The organism is Archangium sp. Cb G35 (genome assembly GCF_001896145.1).
GTDB classification, from domain to species: domain Bacteria; phylum Myxococcota; class Myxococcia; order Myxococcales; family Myxococcaceae; genus Archangium; species Archangium violaceum.
On sequence record NZ_MPOI01000020.1, the window covers coordinates 99,446 to 117,071 of the forward strand.

Consider the following 17,626-nt stretch of genomic DNA (forward strand, 5'->3'; position numbering starts at 1 on the left):
TCAATGACAGACGCCAATCGGGATGTACCGGCACATGCCATCCGACCCGCAGGTGTCCGTGGTGCACGCCTTCCCGTCATTGCACCGGCTGTTGTCCATGGCATCGTTGGGACACGTGGTACTCGTGCCCGTGCACTTCTCCGCGACATCGCAGTTCCCCCGCGCCGCGCGGCAGACGTAGCCCGAGGGATGGAGGCTGTTCGCCGGGCACACCGGGTTCACCCCATCACACGTCTCGGCCGGATCGCAGGCGCCCGCCGAGGCATTGCACACCGTCCCCGCCGCTACCTTCCGGTCCCCCGGGCACGCGGCGCCCTGGCCATCACACCGCTCCTCGACATCACACGCGCCCCGTGAGGGCCGGCAGACGATGTCGTTGCCGATGCGCTTGTCCGCCGGGCACATGCCCGCGGTGCACACCTCCTCCTGGTCACACACGCCCGCCGCCGCGCGGCACGTCCTGCCCTGGCAATCCGGGTCCACGCAGTCCACGAGCCCATCGCAATCGTCGTCCTTCCCGTCCCCACACGTCAGCTCGGTGGCGCCTCCCGGGCAGGCACAGCTCGCGCCCGAGCACACCTTCCCGTGGGCCCCGCAGGTCTTCGCCCCGCAGTCCGGGTCCGCGCAATCCACGAGGCCATCACAGTCATTGTCCTGCCCGTCGGTGCACCGGCTCTCGGCCTGCTCCGTCTTCGCACACACACACGTGCCCGTCGCCGTGTCACACCGGGGCGTGGGGCCCCCGCACTGCGCATCCCCCACGCAGCTCACACAGGTGCGCCGGGCCGCATCACACAGCCCGGAGCAGCTCTCACAGGCCGCGCCTCCCTTGCCGCAGGACGCGTTCGCCGTGCCCGGCAGACACGTGTTCCCCTGGCAGCAGCCGTCCGCACAGGACCTCGCATCACAAATGCACTGGCCCCCCACGCACCGCTGCCCCTGCCCGCACGTCTCGCACTCGCCCCACGTCCCGTCCGCTCCGCACGTCTGCACTCCCGCGCACCCTTCCTCGCACGAGCGCTTCGCCCCCACCGTGCACTTCTCCTCCTCCTCCGGTTCCTCGGCACACACGCCGTCGACGCACTGCATGCCCCGGGGACACTCCCAGCCCTGCTCGGGTGCGCACCGCAGTTCCGCGGGCTCCACCGGCCCGCAGGCCATCACCCCCAGCAACCCCACGCAGCACAGCAGCCACTGCGCGCCCATCCCTGCTCCCACGCCTCGACCCATGACGATGACTCCCCCAACCCTGGCACCACGCCAGCGAATGTTTCGGAGAGCCGCTCGAAGCAACCCGCCTGCCAACGCCGTCCCCAGAGGAGAGACACGCTCCTGTCCACCTCCCTGGCCATCCTCCGCGAGAGATGCTCATCCCATTGTCCGGAGGGAGCCATCCCCCACGTGACTTCTCCAGTCTATCCACCGGTGTGACATTTCAGGTAGGGTAGGGTCTCCTGGCGTGATGGGGCAACCAGCCAGGGCAACCGGCCGCCGGGGCCACGAGCCACGAGCCGCCCGCATGGGAGACATGAGAATGATCGACGGACTGGAAGGGGATTGCGGAGAGACGAAGGCACACCACCGCCCTGGCATGTTCATGGGCACCCGGGCCCGCGCGATGGCTGCGCTCGCGGGGAGCGCCGTGATGCTCTGGCCTCGTCCCCCCGAGCCCTCCGAGCCGAAGCACGCGCCCACCGTCGCCACGGCGGCCCTCCTGGAGCCCGTCATGCGGGCCGGCCCGGAGTACGAGGCTCCGGTGAGCATCGGCTGCCCGCTGCTGGAGACGCCGCCCATCCAGGGACAGCGGAAGCCGCCGTGCAAGGCGCCCGCGGTGGAGTTCCGGGGTCATTGCTGGGTACGGCTCTCGCACGAGTGGCCCTGCCCCCGGGGCACGGCCATGCACGAGGGCAGGTGCTACATGCCCCTGAGCGAGAGGACACCCGGGCCGGGCGCGCTCAGTCCCCGGAAGAGTCCGAGGAACGCCTCTCGTGGTCCGCGTGACTGAGCTCCAGGCCCACGGCCACGCCCATCGGAACCAGCAGGAACAGGTGGACCATGACGCCACCTTCCGGCAGGGACAGCTTGAGCCCCGGCGCCGCTCCCAACACGAGCGCGCCGAGCCCCGCCTTGAAGGAGCCACGTCCCGACATCATGGAGTGGCCCCCGAACGCCCCCAGCGCCGCGCCCAGGGGCGGTGCCAGCAGGAGGCTCGCGATGCTCAGGAACCCCATGCTCAGGAATCCGCCGGATTTGCCCATCGGGTAGCCCAGGACCATGTCCAGGGCCAGGCCCCCGAACCACCCGAGCGCCCCCCCGAGCGCCGCCCCCGCCAGGCACGCCACCGCCGAGACGACGCAGCGCAGCCCGATGAAGAACCTGGATTCGGGCTCCTTGCGCTTCCCTTTCCTTCCCGGCCTCTGGAGTCCCATGCTCGAAGTCCTCCGGCTCAGACAATGGCGGCGAGTGGCTCGGGCCCGGCGTCGAGCACCTCGCGCAGCCGCTTCAGGCCCCGCTCCAACTGCGCGCGCGTGCGCGGGGCGCCGATGCACACCCGCACCGCCGCCGGCACCGGCCCCATCCCCGCGGTGAACAGCTCCGCCGACGACACCGACACCCCGTTGCGCCGCGCCTGCGTCACGAACTCCTCGCTGCGCCGGCCCTCGGGCAATCCCAGCCACAAATGGTAGAGCGGTGCCAACGCCGCCCTCGGCAGCTCGCGCCCGAGCAGTCCCCGCGTCAGCGCCAGCCGCTCGCCCACCTCCTGCCGCTGGCGCACCACCAGCTCGTCCGCCGTCCCGTCCTCCACCCAGCGCGCCAGCACCTCCGCCATCAGCGGCGTCGTCATCAGCGAGGCCAGCCCCACCTCCTCGGCCAGCCGCTCGCCCCGCGCCCGCGCCGGCGCCACCAGGTAGCCAATCCGCAGCCCCGGCGTGAGCAGCTTGGACACCCCGGCGATGAAGTAGCTCGACTCCGGCAGGAAGCTCGCCAGCGGCGGCGGCCGTGACTCCGGCAGCAGCCCGTACGCGTCGTCCTCCAGCACCGCCACCCCGTACTTGCGCGCCACCTCCGCGATCTTCCGCCGCCGCTCCTCCGGCTGCACCGCGCCCGTCGGGTTGTGGCACGTGGGCTGGGTGTAGAGCAGCTTCACGCCCACCCGGCACGCCGCCTCGAAGGCCTCGGGCACCAGGCCGTGCGCGTCCAGGGCCACGCCCTGCAGCCGCAACTGGAAGCGCCGCGCGAGCACCTTGATGCCCGGGTACGTGAGCGCCTCGGTGGCGAGCGTGTCTCCCGGCCGGGTGAGCGCCGCCAGCGCCACCTCCATGGCATGGTGCCCTCCCGCGCACACCACCACCTGCTCCGGCTTCGCCCGCAGCCCGAAGCGCGCGGCCCAGGCCGCTCCGGCGACGCGGTGCGCCGTGGTGCCCGCGGCCGGCTGGTACCCCAGCAGCTCCGACAGCCGCGGCGTCCGCCCCAGCTCCTCCAGCGAGCGGCGCAGCGCCTGGCTGGCCGGGTCTCCCTCCGGTGTCGCCGGGGCGTTGATGCCCAGCTCCACGGGCGAGTCGTCATGCGCCAGGTCCACCGGCGAGGGCATGTGCGCGGGCACCTCCCGGTCCCTCACGTACGTGCCGCGCCCCACCTCGCCATTCACCAGGCCGCGCTTCTCGGCCTCGGCGTACGCGCGCGTCACCGTGCCCACGGTGACCCCCACGCGCTCGGCCAGCTCCCGGTGCGTGGGCAGCCGCGTCCCCGGACCCAGACGCCCCGCGTCAATGTCCTCCGAGAGAGCGTCCGCGATGGCCCGGTACAGGGGGCCATTGCGTCCTCGTAGCTCCGGCATCCAACTTGTCATGGTGACAATCGATACACTTGACGGAATAGGGCCGCCAACGTAACTGATTGTCTCGATTCTACCCTGGATTGTCACGACTTTACGGGGTGGAAGCGCGAACCGAGGAGTCGAGCATGTTGCCCATCGAGGTCCAACGCGCCCCCACCCTGAAGCCCAAGCCCGCGTCCGAGGGGCTCGGCTTCGGCAAGTACTTCACCGACCACATGTTCCGGATGGACTACTCGCCGGAGCGCGGGTGGCACCAGGCGCGGATCCTCCCGCACGGGCCGCTGGGGTTGGACCCGGGCGCGGCGGTGCTGCACTACGCGCAGGCGGTGTTCGACGGCTCGAAGGTGTTCCGGGGCAAGGACGGGCAGCTGCGCGCCTTCCGCATCATGGACCACTGCAAGCGCCTGTACACGAGCGCCGAGCGGCTGGCCATGGCGCCGGTGCCGCCGGAGCTGGCGCGCGAGGCGATTGAATCGCTGGTGAAGCTGGAGGCGGACTGGGTGCCGGGCGCGCCGGGGACGGCGCTGTACGTGCGGCCGACGCTGATCGCCTCGGAGGCGTTCCTCGGGGTGAGGCCGGCGGACAAGTACATCTTCTTCGTCATCCTGAGTCCGGTGGGCAGCTACTTCGCGGGAGGCGCCGAGCCGGTGCGCATCTGGGTGGAGCAGCAGGCCACGCGCGCGGCGAAGGGAGGCCTGGGCGGCGCGAAGGCGGCGGCCAACTACGCGGCGGGCCTGCAGGCGTCGATGGAGGCCAAGAAGCGGGGCTACGCGCAGGTGCTGTGGCTGGACGCGGCCGAGCACCGGTACATCGAAGAGGTGGGCACGATGAACCTCTTCGTGCGCATCGGGGATGAAGTCGTCACCCCGCCGCTGGATGGCACGTTCCTGCCTGGGATTACCCGCGAGAGCGCGCTGGCGCTGATGCGGGACTGGGGCATGAAGGTGAGCGAGCGCAAGCTGTCGGTGGACGAGATGCGCGAGGCGCACAAGAAGGGCGAGCTGCGCGAGGTGTTCGGCACGGGCACGGCGGCGGTGATTTCGCCGGTGGGCGCGCTGGGCTTCCGCGAGGGCCAGCTGGTGATCGGCGACGGCAAGGTGGGCGAGGTGTCCCAGCGGCTGTACGACACGCTCACGGGCATCCAGTACGGCACGCATCCGGACCGCCACGGCTGGATGACGGTCATCAAGTAGTCGAGGCCGTGCGGTAGTAACGTGAGGACCCGGGGAGGCGAGCGCCCCCGGGTCCCCGCCAGGCAGCAAGGTAGAGACCCCCACGTGAGAGGTCACCGATGCAGCCGAGGAATCCCGAGTACGCCCAGCAGGTCGCGGAGATCTTCCGCCAGGCGGCGTTCGTCATGGACGTGGGCTACGAGCTGGTGAGCATCACCCCGGGACGGGTGGCGACGCGGCTGGCGGTGAAGCCAAAGCACCTGCAGCAGGACAGTGTCATCCACATGGGCGTGCAGGCGACGATGGCGGACCACACCGCGGGCGCGGCGGCGGGCTCGCTGATCGCCGCGGACCAGCTGGTGCTGACCACGGGCTTCACCATGAACCTGCTGCAGGCGGCGGTGGGCGAGGAGCTGCGGTGCCGGTCCCAGGTGCTGCGCGCGGGGCGCACGCTGTCGGTGGTGGAGTCCGAGGTGTTCGCGGTGGCCCGGGGCGAGGAGACGCTCGTGTCGAAGGCCACGGTGACGCTGGCGGTGCTGCCGCGGAAGCGCTGAGCTCCGGGCGCGGTGTTCACGAACTTGTCCAACAGTTGGACAAGTCTGGAACGAGCGCCCCCGGCAGGCGGGGGGACTGGCCGCGCGGGTTCTGCTATGGCGCGGCCATGAACACGGATGTGCTGTTGGAGACGCGCGGGCCGGTGGGACTGGTGACGCTCAACCGCCCCAAGGCGCTCAACGCGCTCGACCTGGGGATGATTCGCGCGCTGCACCCGGCGCTCGAGGCGTGGGCGAAGGACAGCCAGGTGAAGGCCGTCGTCATCCGCGGCGCCGGGGGCCGGGCCTTCTGCGCGGGCGGTGACGTGCGCGCCGTGGCGCTGTCGCTGGGTACGCCCGCTCCCGAGGGACAGGAGCCGCTCTCGCGCGCCTTCTTCCTCGAGGAGTACCGGCTCAACCACCTCATCCATCATTACCCCAAGCCGTACATCGCGCTCGTGGACGGCATCAGCATGGGCGGAGGGCTGGGGCTGTCCGTGCACGGCTCGCACCGTGTCGTCACCGAGCGGCTGGTGCTGGCCATGCCGGAGACGGCGATCGGCCTGTTCCCCGATGTGGGCGGTGGCTGGTTCCTCCCGCGCTTCCCGGGCGAGGCGGGCACGTACCTGGGACTCACGGGCAACCGGTGCAACGCCGCGGATGCGATGTGGCTCGGGTACGGGACGCAGCACGTGACGCACGACAAGTTGGACGCCGTGGTGGAGGCGCTCGCGGCGGCGGACTGGAGCACGGGCGAGGCGCGCCAGGTGGCCACGCGGGTGCTGAATGGCTTCGCGTCCGAGCCGGGGACTTCTCCCCTGGGCGCGCACGCGGAGGTCATTGACCGGTGCTTCGCGAAGGACCGCGTGGAGGAGATCCTCGCGGCGCTGGAGGCCGAGGGCACGCCGTGGGCCCAGGAGACGCGGGCCACACTGGGGCGCATGTCGCCTACGAGCCTGAAGGTGACACTGCGTCAACTGAGGCTGTGCCGGGGCAAGCCATACGACGAAGCCGTCACCGTGGAGTACCGGCTGAGCCAGCACGTCACGGCGCTGCCGGACTTCCGCGAGGGCATCCGCGCGGTGCTCGTGGACAAGGACAACAAGCCCACGTGGAACCCGCCCACGCTCGCCGGGGTGCGTGAGTCCGACGTGGAGGCGTGCTTCGCGCCGCTCGGCGCGCGGGACCTCGTCCTTCACTGAGTCCCCACGGGAAGGTCCGCGAAAGAGTGCCCCCGAGCACATGAGCTGACCCTCGCGGACATTTCCCCTCGCCCTCCGGGAGAGGGACGGGGTGAGGGTGCCACGCATCCCGGGTTGAACCCCCTGTCCACACCGTGGGTCACGTTGTGGAGAACAGGCACAGGCACCCTCACCCCGACCCTCTCCCGAGGGGAGAGGGGATATCCGGTCACATTTCCGCACGGCCCACGGCCAGCCCTCCTCACCCACGGGTGTTGCGGATTCTTTTTCTTCCGATACCTTTTGCCTGGCTAACGAATCGGGCCCGTCAACTCGAGCCCCGGAGCGGAACCATGCCCAGGAACAAGCCTCCGCTCGACCACGCCCTGCGCACCCTCGGGCTCATCCCCCGTCTGTACCGGTGGGCCATGTCGAGCGTGCAGGCCAACCACCTCGGCCGGGAGCTGAGCCTGCGCCAGCTCGGGGTGCTCTACTCCCTCCGTGCGGGCCCCTTGTCTCCCGGGCAGCTCGCGCAACGGCAGCGCGTCACCCCCGCCGTCATCACCGGCCTGTTGGATCGCCTGGAGCAGCGCGGCTATGTGCGCCGCGAGGCCGACCCCGAGGACCGGCGGCGCTTGCGCCTCGTGCTGACGGAGAGCGGCCAGGAGGTGAGCCAGGAGGTCCGCCAGGCACTCGCCGGGGAAATGGCCGCCCAGTTCGCGAGCGCTTCCCCCACGGAGCTGAAGGAGCTGGACCGGAGCCTGGACCTGCTCGAGCGCGCGCTGGCCGCGATGGAGGCCCGCGCCCCCACTCCCCTGGAGACGAACCCGGACGAGGACACCGAAGCACCACCGGACCGGGCCCCCCGCCGCCGGAGCACGAAACGACGTTGAGCCGTTGAGAAGAGAGAGAGGACGCCATGGCAACCACCCCCCCGAACGAGCCGAAGCAAGAGACCGCCCCCGTCACGCCCCCGCACGAGGCCCCCCGCGCCGACGCCGCGCACCTGCTGGACAGGACGGACCCCGAGTTCTTCGCCCGGGCCCACGGCCTCTATTCCGACCTGCGCGCCCTCGGCCCCGTCGTGCGCGCCCCCATGCGCGGCGACCTCACCGCGGGAGCCCACGCCGAGGGCTCTCCGGAGCGCAAGGCCCGCGAGGCCGGGGACGAGCGCTACTTCATCACCCGCTACGACGAGTCCGTGGCCGCGCTGCTCGATGACCGGCTCTCCTCCGACTTCCGCACCGCCCTGCCTCCACAGCAGCGCGAGTTCCTGTCCAAGAACATGCCCGAGGAGTTCAAGCCCCTCGCGTTCAGCATCATCATGCTGGACCCGCCGGACCACACCCGGCTGCGCAAGCTGGTGCAGCCCAACTTCACCGCGCGCGCCATGGAGCTGCTCGAGCCCCGCGTCCAGCGCCTCGTGGACGAGCTGCTCGACAAGGCGGAGCAGGCGGCCGCCGCCCGGGGCGAGTCGGCACCGGAGCGCGGCATGGAGTTCGTCGAGTCCTTCGCCTACCCCCTGCCCGTGCGCGTCATCAGCGACATGCTCGGCATCCCGGAGGAGGACCGGGCCCAGGTGCATGCCTGGGCCGAGCGGCTCCTGCATGCCGAGACCGCGGCCGCTCGGACGGATCCGGAGGTGCGCGCCGGGCTGAAGTCCTTCGCCAGCTACCTGGAGGGCCTCTTCGAGCGCAAGCGGCGCCAGCCCGGCGAGGACATGATCAGCCAGATGGTGCACGCCCAGGAGGACGGAGACCGGCTCAACCACCAGGAGCTGCTGTCCATGGTGTTCATCCTCTTCTTCGCCGGGCACCTGACGACGGTGAACCTGCTCGGCAACGGCGTCGTCGCGCTGCTGGAGCACCCCGAGCAGCACGCGCGCTTCCTCGCGGACCCCGCCGGGATGAGCAAGGGCATGGTCGAGGAGACGCTGCGCTACTGGGGCCCCGTCGACTACCTGAGCACTCCGCGGATCGCCAAGGAAGAGCTCGCGCTGGGAGACACCCACGTGCCCCAGGGGGCGAGGGTGTCGGTGGGCCTCGCCTCGGCCAACAGGGATCCGGAGCGCTTCGCGAATCCCGATGCGTATGACATCTCGCGCCCGGACGCCCACCGGAACATCGCCTTCGGCAAGGGCATCCACGTGTGCATCGGAGCGCCGCTGGCCCGGCTCGAGGCGCGCATCGCCTTCGAGACGCTCTTCCGGCGCTTCCCGAAGCTGCGGCTGGCCGTGCCCTCCAGCGAGCTGCGCTGGGGCGCCGGCGCGGCCATGCGCGGCTTCCACCGCATCCCGCTGTTCTTCTAGCGGACCCCCGGTGCCGGTACTGGCCCTCGCGCATCCTCAACGGTGCGCGAGCAGGCCCTCGCGCAGGGCCCGAGAGGACCAGCGCAGGAAGCGGCCGAAGGTCTTCAGGTCGAGGATCTCTCCATACTGATAGTCCTGGGCCTTGGACTCGGGGGCGTCCTCCGGGCGGTAGAAGATCTGGAAGACGAGCTCATCGCCCGGCTCGACGTCCATCCCGAGCTGGCGCACCTGCTCGAGCAGCCGCTGGTTCGCGGCCACGGCCGGGTCGTCGTCGAGCCGCTCCACGACCGTGAGAGCCTGGAAGACCTCCACGAGCCTCTTCTCCGGGTCGTAGTGGGCCTCGAGCCGGCGCTCCTCGCCGTAGTGTTTCAAGGCCTCCTCGAGAATGAAGGCCTCGAGGGCCGCGATGGCCTCTTCCTGGGACAGGCCCTCCTCCTGCATCACGTTGCGGAGGACGCGCTCCAAGAGGGACTCGGTATCCGCCGGAGGGGTGTGCCGGGCCCGGAGGGACTGGCGGCGCTTGCGCCACTCGAAGGGAGGAATCTGGATGCGGGTCTCCAGGCGGCCATTCCACTCCGTCTCGATGCCGTGCCGGGCGAGCGTCTCGCGGACCTCGCGGGCGATGGCGAGGCTCGCCTCGTCGTGCAGCGCCGGATCGTCCTCGAAGGCCCCGAAGGCGAGCATGAGGCCCGCGCCCAACACACCGCGCTCGACGTCCTGGCCATGGAAGAAGGTGGCACCCCGCATGCGCTCGGAGCGTTTCGCGGCGGCGGCCTTCACCTCGCCCCAGCCATCCGACAGCGTGTAACCCGCGTTCTGCAGCGCGAGGATGCCGTTGCGGGTGAGCTCCTGGAAGGCGCGGTCGAGCGCGTCGTTCACCGTGGGCTCGGTCCAGCTGGACTCCTCCACGCGGTGCTCCTCGAGCCGGCGCCGGGCCAACGCCAGGAGCCGCTCCACTTCCGCGTCGTCACCCAGCTCGTGTCTCGCGAGCTCCTCAAGGGAGGTGAGCACCTGCTTCTCGTTCTGGTAGCCCCCCACCACCGCCGCCTCCAACTGCTCGTGGAGATAGGCCCGGAGATCCTCATCAGTCGCCATGGACAACCCTCACCCCAGCCCTCTCCCAGAGGGAGAGAGGGTTTCACGCAGCTTCGCGTCCAGGTGCTCCACCAGTGTGTTTCCCTCCGGGCCCATGGGTACGCCCCGGTAGCGCGCCTCGCGGTAGTGCGCGAGGAACTCCGCCGCCACCTGGGCCACCGCGTCGCCTCGTGCCTCGCGCAGCCGAGACAGCAGCTCGTCGTCCGTCTCCGCTGGCGCCGGCACCAGGCCCGCCCGCTTCTTCAGCGTCTTGAGGTAACGCGTGTACAGCGCCGCGAGCCTCACGTCCCGCGTCCCCATCACCTCGCGCCGCGTCTTCGTCCGCCCGCCCCCCTTCCCCTTGCGCAGCCGCCACAGCAGCACCCCCGCCGCCAGCACCCCGAACAGCGGCGAGCCCACCAGCGCCTTCACCTGCGCCAACGGCTGGTAGCGCAGCCCCGCTCCCACCTCGCGCAGGAACGTCCCCACCGCCCCCACCACGTTCCCCCAGAAGCCCTTCTCCTGCTGCGTCAGCCCCAGCGCATCGTCCCGGCTCCGCCACGGCGTCGGATCGAACGCCACGAAACGCCCCTCGTCCTCGAGGAACACCTCCACCCAGGCGTGCGCGTCCCGCTCGCGCACCAGCGTCGCCCCCGTCAGCGGATTGTTGTCCTCCGGCGCGAAGCCTCCCACCACCCGCGCCGGTACCCCCACCGTCCTCAGCATCACCGCCATCGCGCTCGCGAAGTACGTGCAGTACGCCGGCCGCTTCTCCTTCACCATCACCGCCAGCGGGCTCCCCTCGCCCCTCAAGTCCACGTACAGCGAGTACTCGAAGTGCTCGTGGAAGTACGCCTCCAGCTTCCGCGCCTTCTCGCGCGGCGTGCGCGCCTCGCGCGTCAGCTCCTCCGCCAGCGGGCCCAGCTCCGCCTTCAGCTCCTCCGGCAACGCGGTGAGCGTGTCCCCCGCGACCTCCTCCGGCGGCAGGTGCTCCAGCTCGGCCGTGCGCAGCGCCAGCGTGGTGCCCTCCAGCTCCTCCGCCTTCCACACCCAGCCGCCCCGCACCTCGGGCCGCACGCCCTCCACCGCCCGTGTCCCCGCGGGCGCCGGCAGCCAGGCCCCCACCGGCGACAGCACCGTCAGCGCCAGCGTCCGCGCGGCCTCCGCGTCTCCCGGGGGCAGTGACAACCGCAGCTCCTCCAACTCCTTCGACGTCGTCCACCGCAGCCCGTCGAACCGGTCGAACACCCGCGTCCGCAGCCGCGCGGGCGCCGCCCCCGAGAGCACCAACAGCGGCCGCTCCGAGCCTCGGGCCTTGCGCTCCAGGCTGCGCAGGCCCACCTCCGACTGGAACTCCGCGGCGGTGCCCGGATTGGAGCCGCTCGTCATCCGGTACACGGCGTCCATCAGCACGCCCTCGCTGGCCCAGATGGTCCGCGTCAGCCACAGCGTCATCCCCAGCAGCAGCACGGTGAAGACGCCAAAGCCCGCCGCCGCCCGGAAGCCCGAGCGCCTCAGCCCTCCCTCCAGGAAGGCCACCACCAGCACGCTCAGCACCAGCCCGCCCAGCACCCACTCCACCGCCCGCATCTCGCGCACGCGCAGGCTGAGCGCCACCAGCAGGCCCGCGTACGTCCACGCGTAGTACCGGTTGCGGCCCAGCCCGCACAGCACCGACAGCCCCACCAGCGCGCCGCACAGCGGGCCGAAGATGTTGGGCGGAAAGGGCGCCGTCGGCGGCTCGCTCACCCAGAGCATCGCCGCCCCCGTCCCCAACCCCAGCACGCCCGCGAGCAGCAGCCGCGCCGGCGAGTAATCCACCCTCACGCCCGTGAGCCCCGCCCACACCAGCCCCACCATCACCGGCGCGCACAGCAGCCACCGCCCATGCGCCACCGCATGCACCACCAGGGCCGCGAACACCGGCAGCAGCTCGACGAGCCGGCCGTACCGCGAGACGTCGTTGTCCGAGGGCTCGCTCATGCCAGCGCCACCACCTCTTCCGGCGCCAGCCCCACTGGTGCCCGGTCCGGCCTCACCGAGAGCACCCGCACCGCCACCCCGTGCGCCTTGAGCTTCTCCACCAGCGCCGCCCTCGACGGCTCCCAGTCCATCACCACGAAGATGACCGCCGACAGGTGGCTCGCCTCGGGCAGCAGCGCCGCCTCCAGCGCCTCCAGGTCCAACCGCTCCCCCGACTCGATGGCCGCGAGGATTTCGAGGATGTGATCGAAGTGCGCCAGCGCCCGGCCCGCCTGGAAGTGGAACACCTCGGGGCCCGCGGCGAACAGGTCGATGATGTACTCCTGCCGCGCCAGCACGTCCGCCATGCCCGCCGCCAGCGACAGCGCCTTCTCCAGCAGCGCGTCCTCCTTCACCGAGCGCGACTGCACGTCCAGCACCATGGCCAGCCGGACGAAGAATTCCTCCTGGAACTCCTTCACCACCAGCCGGCCCGTGCGCGCGAAGGACGGCCAGTGGATGTCCCGCGTGCGATCCCCGTCATGCCAGTCGCGCGTGCCGAAGAACTCCGTGGACTCGCCCACCTGCGAGGCCACCGAGATGCCTCCAGGCTGGTAGTTGCGTCCGTGCGGCACCTCCAGCGACTCGAGCGGGGTGAAGCGCGGGTACACCAGCACCCGGTCCTTCGCGGCCGAGCGCCTCGGCCACTTCACCAGCGCCGAGGGGAAGAGACTCGCGGCCTGGAGCGCTCCCAGTTCGTAGACGCCGCGGGTGGTGCACTGGAGGCGCAGCGTCACCTCGGTGCGCTCGCCGGGTGCCAGGGAGTCGATGACGGGGGGCTCGCCCACGCGACGGAGCTCGGAAGGCAACAGGCGCTCCTCCACCACGAGGTGGCGCACGGGGCGCCGGCCCGTGTTCTCCACGCGCACGCGGTAGGTGAGCGTGTCTCCGGCGGACACGGGGGGAGGGAAGAGACGCGTGAGCGAGACGCGCGGACGGAAGGGCAGGCCCACCACGGCCGCGGCGGCCAGCGCGCACACGGTGAAGGAGAAGAAGAGGATGAGCGGCGCCACCAGGCCGCCCAGCAGGAGGAAGCCCGCCGCCAGCGCCGACCACATCACCACGCGCCCCACCGGCGTGAGCAGCCCGAAATACCGGTCCTGGAGGAAACGGATGAATCCGTGGTCCTCGGGCGGCATCAGGAAGGACCAGCGGCGACGGCGGGCCATGCGCGGGGGTGTCCTCGGCAGCGGGGTGGCCTCACGCCAACCACCGGCGCGAGTACGTGCACTCTATCAAGCTCCGGATTCCACTCCTCGGGGGCCCCACCTCCCGGACACGAAGTGCGCCAACTGGTCCGATTGTTGGACCAGTTGCTCGACCGCGCGCCCGGAAGCCCCCCTGGGCCCGGTCTTCCACAACTTGTCCAACTGTTGGACAAGTTCGTACAGCTCGCGCCCGGGAGGTGCTCGAGCCGGAGTGGTGAACACGGATCCGGGCACCCTCACCCCGTCCCTCTCCCGAGGGGAGAGGGGATAGTGGTCAGCGCGGCACTGGCACGGCGCCGACCAGGTCCTTCGTGAGCGCTCGCTTGTCCGCTCCCGCGTACCTCGCCCTCGTGTCCAGCACCAGTCTGTGCGCCAGCACCGATACCGCCAGCACCTTCAGGTCCTCCGGCAGCACGTAGTCCCTCCCCTGCATCAGAGCCCTCGCCCTCGCCATCCTCCCGTACAGCAGCGCCCCTCGCGTCGACACGCCCAGCCGGATGCTCGGGTGGCCTCGCGTCGCCTGCACGATTCGCAGCAGGTAGTCCGCCACCGTCTCCTCCAGCCTCACCTCCTGCACCCGCTGCTGCAGCTCCACCACCTCCTCCACCGTGCACACCGCCTTCATCCCCTCCAGCGGCGGCGGCCCCGAGCGCGTCATCAACAGCGTCCGCTCCTCCCCCTCCGGCAGGTACCCCAGTGACAACTGCACCGCGAACCGGTCCAGCGAGGCCTCCGGCAACGGGTACGTCCCGTGGAACTCCACCGGGTTCTGCGTCGCGATGCACAGGAACGGCGGCGACAGCACATGGGTCCGCCCGTCCACCGTCACCTGCCCCTCGCTCAACGCCTCCAGCAGCGCCGACTGTGTCCGCGGCGAGGCCCGGTTGATTTCGTCCGCGATCAGCACGTTCGCGAACAGCGGACCCTCGCGGAACCGGAAGCTCCCCTCCTGCGGGTTGAAGATGGACGCTCCGACAATATCCGTGGGCAGCAGGTCCGGCGTGAACTGCACCCGCTTGAAGCTGCCTCCAATGCTCAACGCCAGTGCCTTGGCCAGCGTCGTCTTCCCCGTGCCCGGCACGTCCTCCAGCAGCACGTGGCCTCCCGCCGCCACCGAGCACAACACCAGCTCCAGCGACTCGCGCTTGCCGCGGATGACACGCTCCAGGTTGTCGGCCAGCCGCGTCACCAGCGCGCGCACACCGGCCGCACGCTCCGTCACAGGAACCTTCACGGGAGAAGAAGACATTCTGGCCGCGCAGCGTACCAGCACCGCTCCGGATAGGCTCCCCCCACCCCCATGGCCGCCTCCGCCTCCGTCCGCAATGTGCTGCCCCTCCTGCGGCACAACCCGGACTACCGCCGCCTCTTCCTCGCCACGGTCGTCTCCCTGCTCGGCGACTGGTTCGCCTTCGTGGCCATCAGCGGCTTCGTCACCGAGTCCACCGGCCGCCCCGGCTCCGCCGCCGTCATCCACGCCGCCAGCGTCCTCCCCGTCTTCTTCCTCTCCCCCCTCGCCGGCCTCGTCGCCGATCGCGTCGACCGCAAGCGCCTCATGGTCTCCGTGGACCTGCTGCGCGTCCTCCCCGCCCTCGGACTGCTCGCCTCCCTGCGTCTGCACTCCCCCACGCTCGCCATTACCTGCGTCGCCCTGCTCGCCGCCCTCTCCTCCTTCTTCGACCCCGTCGCCGAGGCCTCCGTCCCCAACGTCGTCCCCCCCGGGCAGCTCTCCATCGCCCAGGCCGCCCTCGGCGCCGTCTGGGGCACCATGCTCTTCATCGGCGCCGCCGTCGGAGGCCTCGCCACCCTCGCCTTCGGCCGCGAGGCCAGTCTCCTCCTCAACGCCGCAACCTTCCTCCTCTCCGCCTTCTTCGTCGCCGGCATCCGCCGCCCCCTCCAACACCACGAGCCCCCCTCCTCCCATGGCGTGCGCGCCCAGCTCGGCGAGGTGTGGACGCTCGCCCGCCAGAGCCGCATCACCCTCTCGCTGCTCGCCACCAAGGCGGGCGTGGGGCTCGGCAATGGAATCGTGGGCCTGCTGCCCGCCTTCGCCACCGCCCGCTTCGCCTCCGGAGACGCCGGCGTGGGCATGTTGCTCGCCGCGCGTGGACTGGGTGCCCTCCTCGGACCCTTCCTCGGCCAGCGCTGGGCCGGCGACGACGGCCGCCGTCTCTTCCTCGTGTGTGGCGGCTCCATGGTGACGTACGGGCTCGCCTACGTGCTGCTCCCCTTCGCCCCCTCGCTGCCCCTGGCCGCCCTGTGCGTGCTCCTGGCCCATCTCGGCGGCGGCGCGCAGTGGGTCCTCTCCACCTACGGCCTCCAGGTGTCCACCCCCGACAGGCTCCGCGGCCGCGTGCTCGCCATCGACTTCGGCCTCGCCACGCTCGCCGTCGGGGTGTCCTCACTCGTGGCCGGTGGCGCCGCCGAGCTCGTGGGGCTCGCCACCGCCTCCTGGGCCCTCGCCGGCGCGTCCATCCTCTATGGCCTCTGGTGGCTGGGGTGGACGCGCGGCCTGTGGCGCGGCGGCACGGACGTGCTCGCCGCGTACCGCCCGCCTCACTCCGGCTGAGGCAGGAATCCCCACTCCTCGCCGGCCGCCTTGGCCATCGCCGCGACGACGCTCGGGTGGATGCGCCCGTTGCTCGCGATGAGCCCCAGCGTGCCGCGCAGCTCCGCGCCCTGCGAGAAGTCCACCCCCCGCCCATCCAACCCCGTCACCTGGCCTCCCGCCGCGCGCACCAGCGCCGTGCCCGCCACGTGGTCCCACGTCTTGTGCGGATTCTTGCGGATGTCCCGCGGCCCCCGGATGAACAGGTCCGCCGCCCCCGCCGCCACCAGCGCGTACTTCACCATCCCGTCATAACGCTTCGCCCGCCGCGCATCGAAGCCCGCCGCCGCGTACACCCGGTCCGCCATCTCCCGCGAGCGCCGGCCCATCACGTAGCTCTCCACCACCCGGATGCTCGGCGGATCCACCCGGTCCGACACGTGCAACGCGCGCGGCTCGCCGCCCTCGAGCGTCTCGGCCCAGGCCCGCCCCGCGTCCGTGAAGAAGAGCGTTCCGCCCTCGTCCAGCGGCGACACCGGCACGCCGATGATGCCGTCCGCCGGCTGGCCCTCCACCAGCGTCCCCACGCACACCGCGTAGCCCCGCCCGTGGATGAAACCCTCCGTCCCGTCCACCGGGTCGATGACCCACACCCGGTCGCTCCGCACGCCCCGGCCGTGGTTGAGCCAGCGCAGGAAGATCTCCTCCGTCACCCGCTCGCCCAGCAGCTTCCCCACCAGCCGCACCGCCTGCTCGCGCTCCCCGGGAGGCACGGTGAGGAACCCCTCCGCGCCCTCCTCGGCGATGACACCCTCCTCGGGGAAGGAGTGGGCGAGCGCGCGGCAGACCAGGGCCTGCGCCCCATAGTCGGCGATCGTCACCGGGCTCGCGTCGCTCTTGCGGCTGACACCCGCCTTGGCGGCCTGCACCCGGCGGCACAGCTCGCAGGCGAGCCGTACCGCGTCGATGATGGGTTGTAGCTCTCGAACGCTCGACTGCTCCATGAAGGGGACCGCTCCTTGAGGGACTCCGGGCCACGCACCACCCGTCGAACAGTAACGGACTCCGTGTCCGTTCCGCGCGCCATGGGCGCCTGCTTCCCCGGTGGACCCCGTCCCCCTCCTCACGGCCACCCCGCTCGCGGGCGCCGGGAACGCGGGGGACTCGAGCCCCGGTGCCCGGGGAGACACGGGCACCGGGCATCACGTTCCGCGCGGAGGCCTACTGCACCGGCGCGGGCGCTGGCGCCGGCACCATGTTGTTCGACGGGGGCGGCATGTACGCCGGGCGGTCGGACACGGGGGCCGCGGCGCAGGTGAACTCCACCGTCCGCGAGGACAGCAGGAAGGGCAACAGCGCGGCGCCCATCGTGCCGCAGCCCGTCTGAGCCAGGGCGTCCCCGGTGTTGGCGCACGCCAGCGTGCCGGCGATGCCACCGGCCACGGTCAGGCCCACGGTGATGAGCCAGTCGGTGCCGCTCAGCTTGCTCTCCGCCCAGGAGACACCGTCCTGGCAGTACTGTCCCGCCGGCTGCGACAGGTTGGCGAGCCCGCCGATGGTGAACCACTGCCGGTCCGTGTAGGCCGGGCCCTCGGGCGGGGCGCGGGTGACGATGCGGGTGTTGTAGCAGGCGGTCTGCGTCGCCATGACGGCGAGGGCGGCGACCACGGTCCACTGGCGCTTCTGCATGTCGTGTCTCTCGATTCGAAGGTGAAGTAGGGACGCCGGCCCGTCCGCGCCCG

16 protein-coding genes are annotated in these 17,626 nt (G+C 71.4%); 7 read left to right on the forward strand and 9 right to left on the reverse strand.

Annotation, left to right across the window (positions count from 1 at the left end; all coding sequences use genetic code 11):
• A complete protein-coding gene (locus tag BO221_RS55195) occupies positions 1-1,230 on the reverse strand; it encodes a hypothetical protein (protein WP_158080032.1) in 1,230 nt (409 codons plus the stop codon).
• A 304-nt stretch (positions 1,231-1,534) separates the two neighbouring features.
• On the opposite strand from BO221_RS55195, the gene BO221_RS46220 reads away from it, so the two are divergent.
• Positions 1,535-2,005, forward strand: a complete 471-nt coding sequence (locus tag BO221_RS46220; protein WP_073567326.1) for a hypothetical protein — start codon at positions 1,535-1,537, stop codon at positions 2,003-2,005.
• Here the strand turns inward: BO221_RS46220 and BO221_RS46225 are convergent.
• Together BO221_RS46225 and BO221_RS46230 are read right to left on the reverse strand one after the other, a co-directional pair.
• Complete coding sequence (locus BO221_RS46225; RefSeq protein WP_073567327.1) at positions 1,956-2,429, reverse strand: hypothetical protein; 474 nt, start codon at positions 2,427-2,429, stop codon at positions 1,956-1,958. The two genes, BO221_RS46220 and BO221_RS46225, sit on opposite strands and share 50 nt — an antisense overlap.
• Before the next feature lie 17 nt (positions 2,430-2,446).
• Entirely contained in the window at positions 2,447-3,838 is a 1,392-nt protein-coding gene (locus tag BO221_RS46230) for a PLP-dependent aminotransferase family protein (protein WP_233166567.1), read from the reverse strand.
• A gap of 125 nt (positions 3,839-3,963) precedes the next feature.
• On the opposite strand from BO221_RS46230, the gene BO221_RS46235 reads away from it, so the two are divergent.
• The 5 genes from BO221_RS46235 to BO221_RS46255 all read left to right on the forward strand — a co-directional run bounded on the left by BO221_RS46235 (position 3,964) and on the right by BO221_RS46255 (position 9,032).
• Positions 3,964-5,031 (forward strand): branched-chain amino acid aminotransferase, encoded by a 1,068-nt coding sequence (locus tag BO221_RS46235; protein ID WP_198956318.1) that lies wholly within the window; start codon positions 3,964-3,966, stop codon positions 5,029-5,031.
• Positions 5,032-5,129: 98 nt separating this feature from the next.
• A complete protein-coding gene (locus tag BO221_RS46240; RefSeq protein ID WP_073567329.1) occupies positions 5,130-5,564 on the forward strand; it encodes a PaaI family thioesterase in 435 nt (144 codons plus the stop codon).
• Between the two features lie 107 nt (positions 5,565-5,671).
• Positions 5,672-6,745: an enoyl-CoA hydratase/isomerase family protein gene (locus tag BO221_RS46245; protein ID WP_073567330.1), complete on the forward strand. Its 1,074-nt coding sequence runs from the start codon at positions 5,672-5,674 to the stop codon at positions 6,743-6,745.
• Between the two features lie 332 nt (positions 6,746-7,077).
• On the forward strand, positions 7,078-7,617 hold the full coding sequence (locus BO221_RS46250; protein ID WP_073567331.1) for a MarR family winged helix-turn-helix transcriptional regulator: 540 nt from the start codon (positions 7,078-7,080) through the stop codon (positions 7,615-7,617).
• Positions 7,618-7,643: 26 nt separating this feature from the next.
• Positions 7,644-9,032, forward strand: coding sequence for a cytochrome P450 (locus BO221_RS46255; RefSeq protein WP_073567332.1), 1,389 nt, complete (start codon positions 7,644-7,646; stop codon positions 9,030-9,032).
• A 36-nt stretch (positions 9,033-9,068) separates the two neighbouring features.
• Here the strand turns inward: BO221_RS46255 and BO221_RS46260 are convergent, their stop codons facing one another.
• The 4 genes from BO221_RS46260 to BO221_RS46275 all read right to left on the reverse strand — a co-directional run bounded on the left by BO221_RS46260 (position 9,069) and on the right by BO221_RS46275 (position 14,558).
• Positions 9,069-10,127: a NusA N-terminal domain-containing protein gene (locus BO221_RS46260; protein WP_073567333.1), complete on the reverse strand. Its 1,059-nt coding sequence runs from the start codon at positions 10,125-10,127 to the stop codon at positions 9,069-9,071.
• A 9-nt stretch (positions 10,128-10,136) separates the two neighbouring features.
• A complete protein-coding gene (locus tag BO221_RS46265; RefSeq protein ID WP_073567334.1) occupies positions 10,137-12,089 on the reverse strand; it encodes a transglutaminase domain-containing protein in 1,953 nt (650 codons plus the stop codon).
• The gene (locus BO221_RS57520) at positions 12,086-13,297 is read right to left on the reverse strand and encodes a DUF58 domain-containing protein (protein ID WP_073567335.1); all 1,212 of its coding nucleotides are present in this window, start codon (positions 13,295-13,297) and stop codon (positions 12,086-12,088) included. Before BO221_RS57520 ends, BO221_RS46265 begins: the two co-directional genes overlap by 4 nt.
• A gap of 313 nt (positions 13,298-13,610) precedes the next feature.
• Positions 13,611-14,558 (reverse strand): MoxR family ATPase, encoded by a 948-nt coding sequence (locus BO221_RS46275; RefSeq protein ID WP_233166568.1) that lies wholly within the window; start codon positions 14,556-14,558, stop codon positions 13,611-13,613.
• 78 nt (positions 14,559-14,636) lie between these two features.
• On the opposite strand from BO221_RS46275, the gene BO221_RS46280 reads away from it, so the two are divergent.
• Positions 14,637-15,905 (forward strand): MFS transporter, encoded by a 1,269-nt coding sequence (locus BO221_RS46280; protein ID WP_073567337.1) that lies wholly within the window; start codon positions 14,637-14,639, stop codon positions 15,903-15,905.
• Here BO221_RS46280 and BO221_RS46285 read toward each other — a convergent pair.
• Together BO221_RS46285 and BO221_RS46290 are read right to left on the reverse strand one after the other, a co-directional pair.
• Complete coding sequence (locus BO221_RS46285) at positions 15,893-16,888, reverse strand: inositol monophosphatase family protein (protein ID WP_073567338.1); 996 nt, start codon at positions 16,886-16,888, stop codon at positions 15,893-15,895. The two genes, BO221_RS46280 and BO221_RS46285, sit on opposite strands and share 13 nt — an antisense overlap.
• A 217-nt stretch (positions 16,889-17,105) precedes the next feature.
• Positions 17,106-17,573, reverse strand: a complete 468-nt coding sequence (locus BO221_RS46290; protein WP_073567339.1) for a hypothetical protein — start codon at positions 17,571-17,573, stop codon at positions 17,106-17,108.
• Positions 17,574-17,626 lie beyond the last annotated feature (53 nt).

Excerpts from the sequence above, each read along its gene's own strand:
- BO221_RS55195 (WP_158080032.1), bottom strand. The coding sequence starts at position 1,230 with ATGGGTCGAGGCGTGGGAGCAGGGATGGGCGCGCAGTGGCTGCTGTGC.
- BO221_RS46220 (WP_073567326.1), top strand. The coding sequence starts at position 1,535 with ATGATCGACGGACTGGAAGGGGATTGCGGAGAGACGAAGGCACACCAC.
- BO221_RS46225 (WP_073567327.1), bottom strand. The coding sequence starts at position 2,429 with ATGGGACTCCAGAGGCCGGGAAGGAAAGGGAAGCGCAAGGAGCCCGAA.
- BO221_RS46230 (WP_233166567.1), bottom strand. The coding sequence starts at position 3,838 with ATGCCGGAGCTACGAGGACGCAATGGCCCCCTGTACCGGGCCATCGCG.
- BO221_RS46235 (WP_198956318.1), top strand. The coding sequence starts at position 3,964 with ATGTTGCCCATCGAGGTCCAACGCGCCCCCACCCTGAAGCCCAAGCCC.
- BO221_RS46240 (WP_073567329.1), top strand. The coding sequence starts at position 5,130 with ATGCAGCCGAGGAATCCCGAGTACGCCCAGCAGGTCGCGGAGATCTTC.
- BO221_RS46245 (WP_073567330.1), top strand. The coding sequence starts at position 5,672 with ATGAACACGGATGTGCTGTTGGAGACGCGCGGGCCGGTGGGACTGGTG.
- BO221_RS46250 (WP_073567331.1), top strand. The coding sequence starts at position 7,078 with ATGCCCAGGAACAAGCCTCCGCTCGACCACGCCCTGCGCACCCTCGGG.
- BO221_RS46255 (WP_073567332.1), top strand. The coding sequence starts at position 7,644 with ATGGCAACCACCCCCCCGAACGAGCCGAAGCAAGAGACCGCCCCCGTC.
- BO221_RS46260 (WP_073567333.1), bottom strand. The coding sequence starts at position 10,127 with ATGGCGACTGATGAGGATCTCCGGGCCTATCTCCACGAGCAGTTGGAG.
- BO221_RS46265 (WP_073567334.1), bottom strand. The coding sequence starts at position 12,089 with ATGAGCGAGCCCTCGGACAACGACGTCTCGCGGTACGGCCGGCTCGTC.
- BO221_RS57520 (WP_073567335.1), bottom strand. The coding sequence starts at position 13,297 with ATGGCCCGCCGTCGCCGCTGGTCCTTCCTGATGCCGCCCGAGGACCAC.
- BO221_RS46280 (WP_073567337.1), top strand. The coding sequence starts at position 14,637 with ATGGCCGCCTCCGCCTCCGTCCGCAATGTGCTGCCCCTCCTGCGGCAC.
- BO221_RS46285 (WP_073567338.1), bottom strand. The coding sequence starts at position 16,888 with ATGGAGCAGTCGAGCGTTCGAGAGCTACAACCCATCATCGACGCGGTA.
- BO221_RS46290 (WP_073567339.1), bottom strand. The coding sequence starts at position 17,573 with ATGCAGAAGCGCCAGTGGACCGTGGTCGCCGCCCTCGCCGTCATGGCG.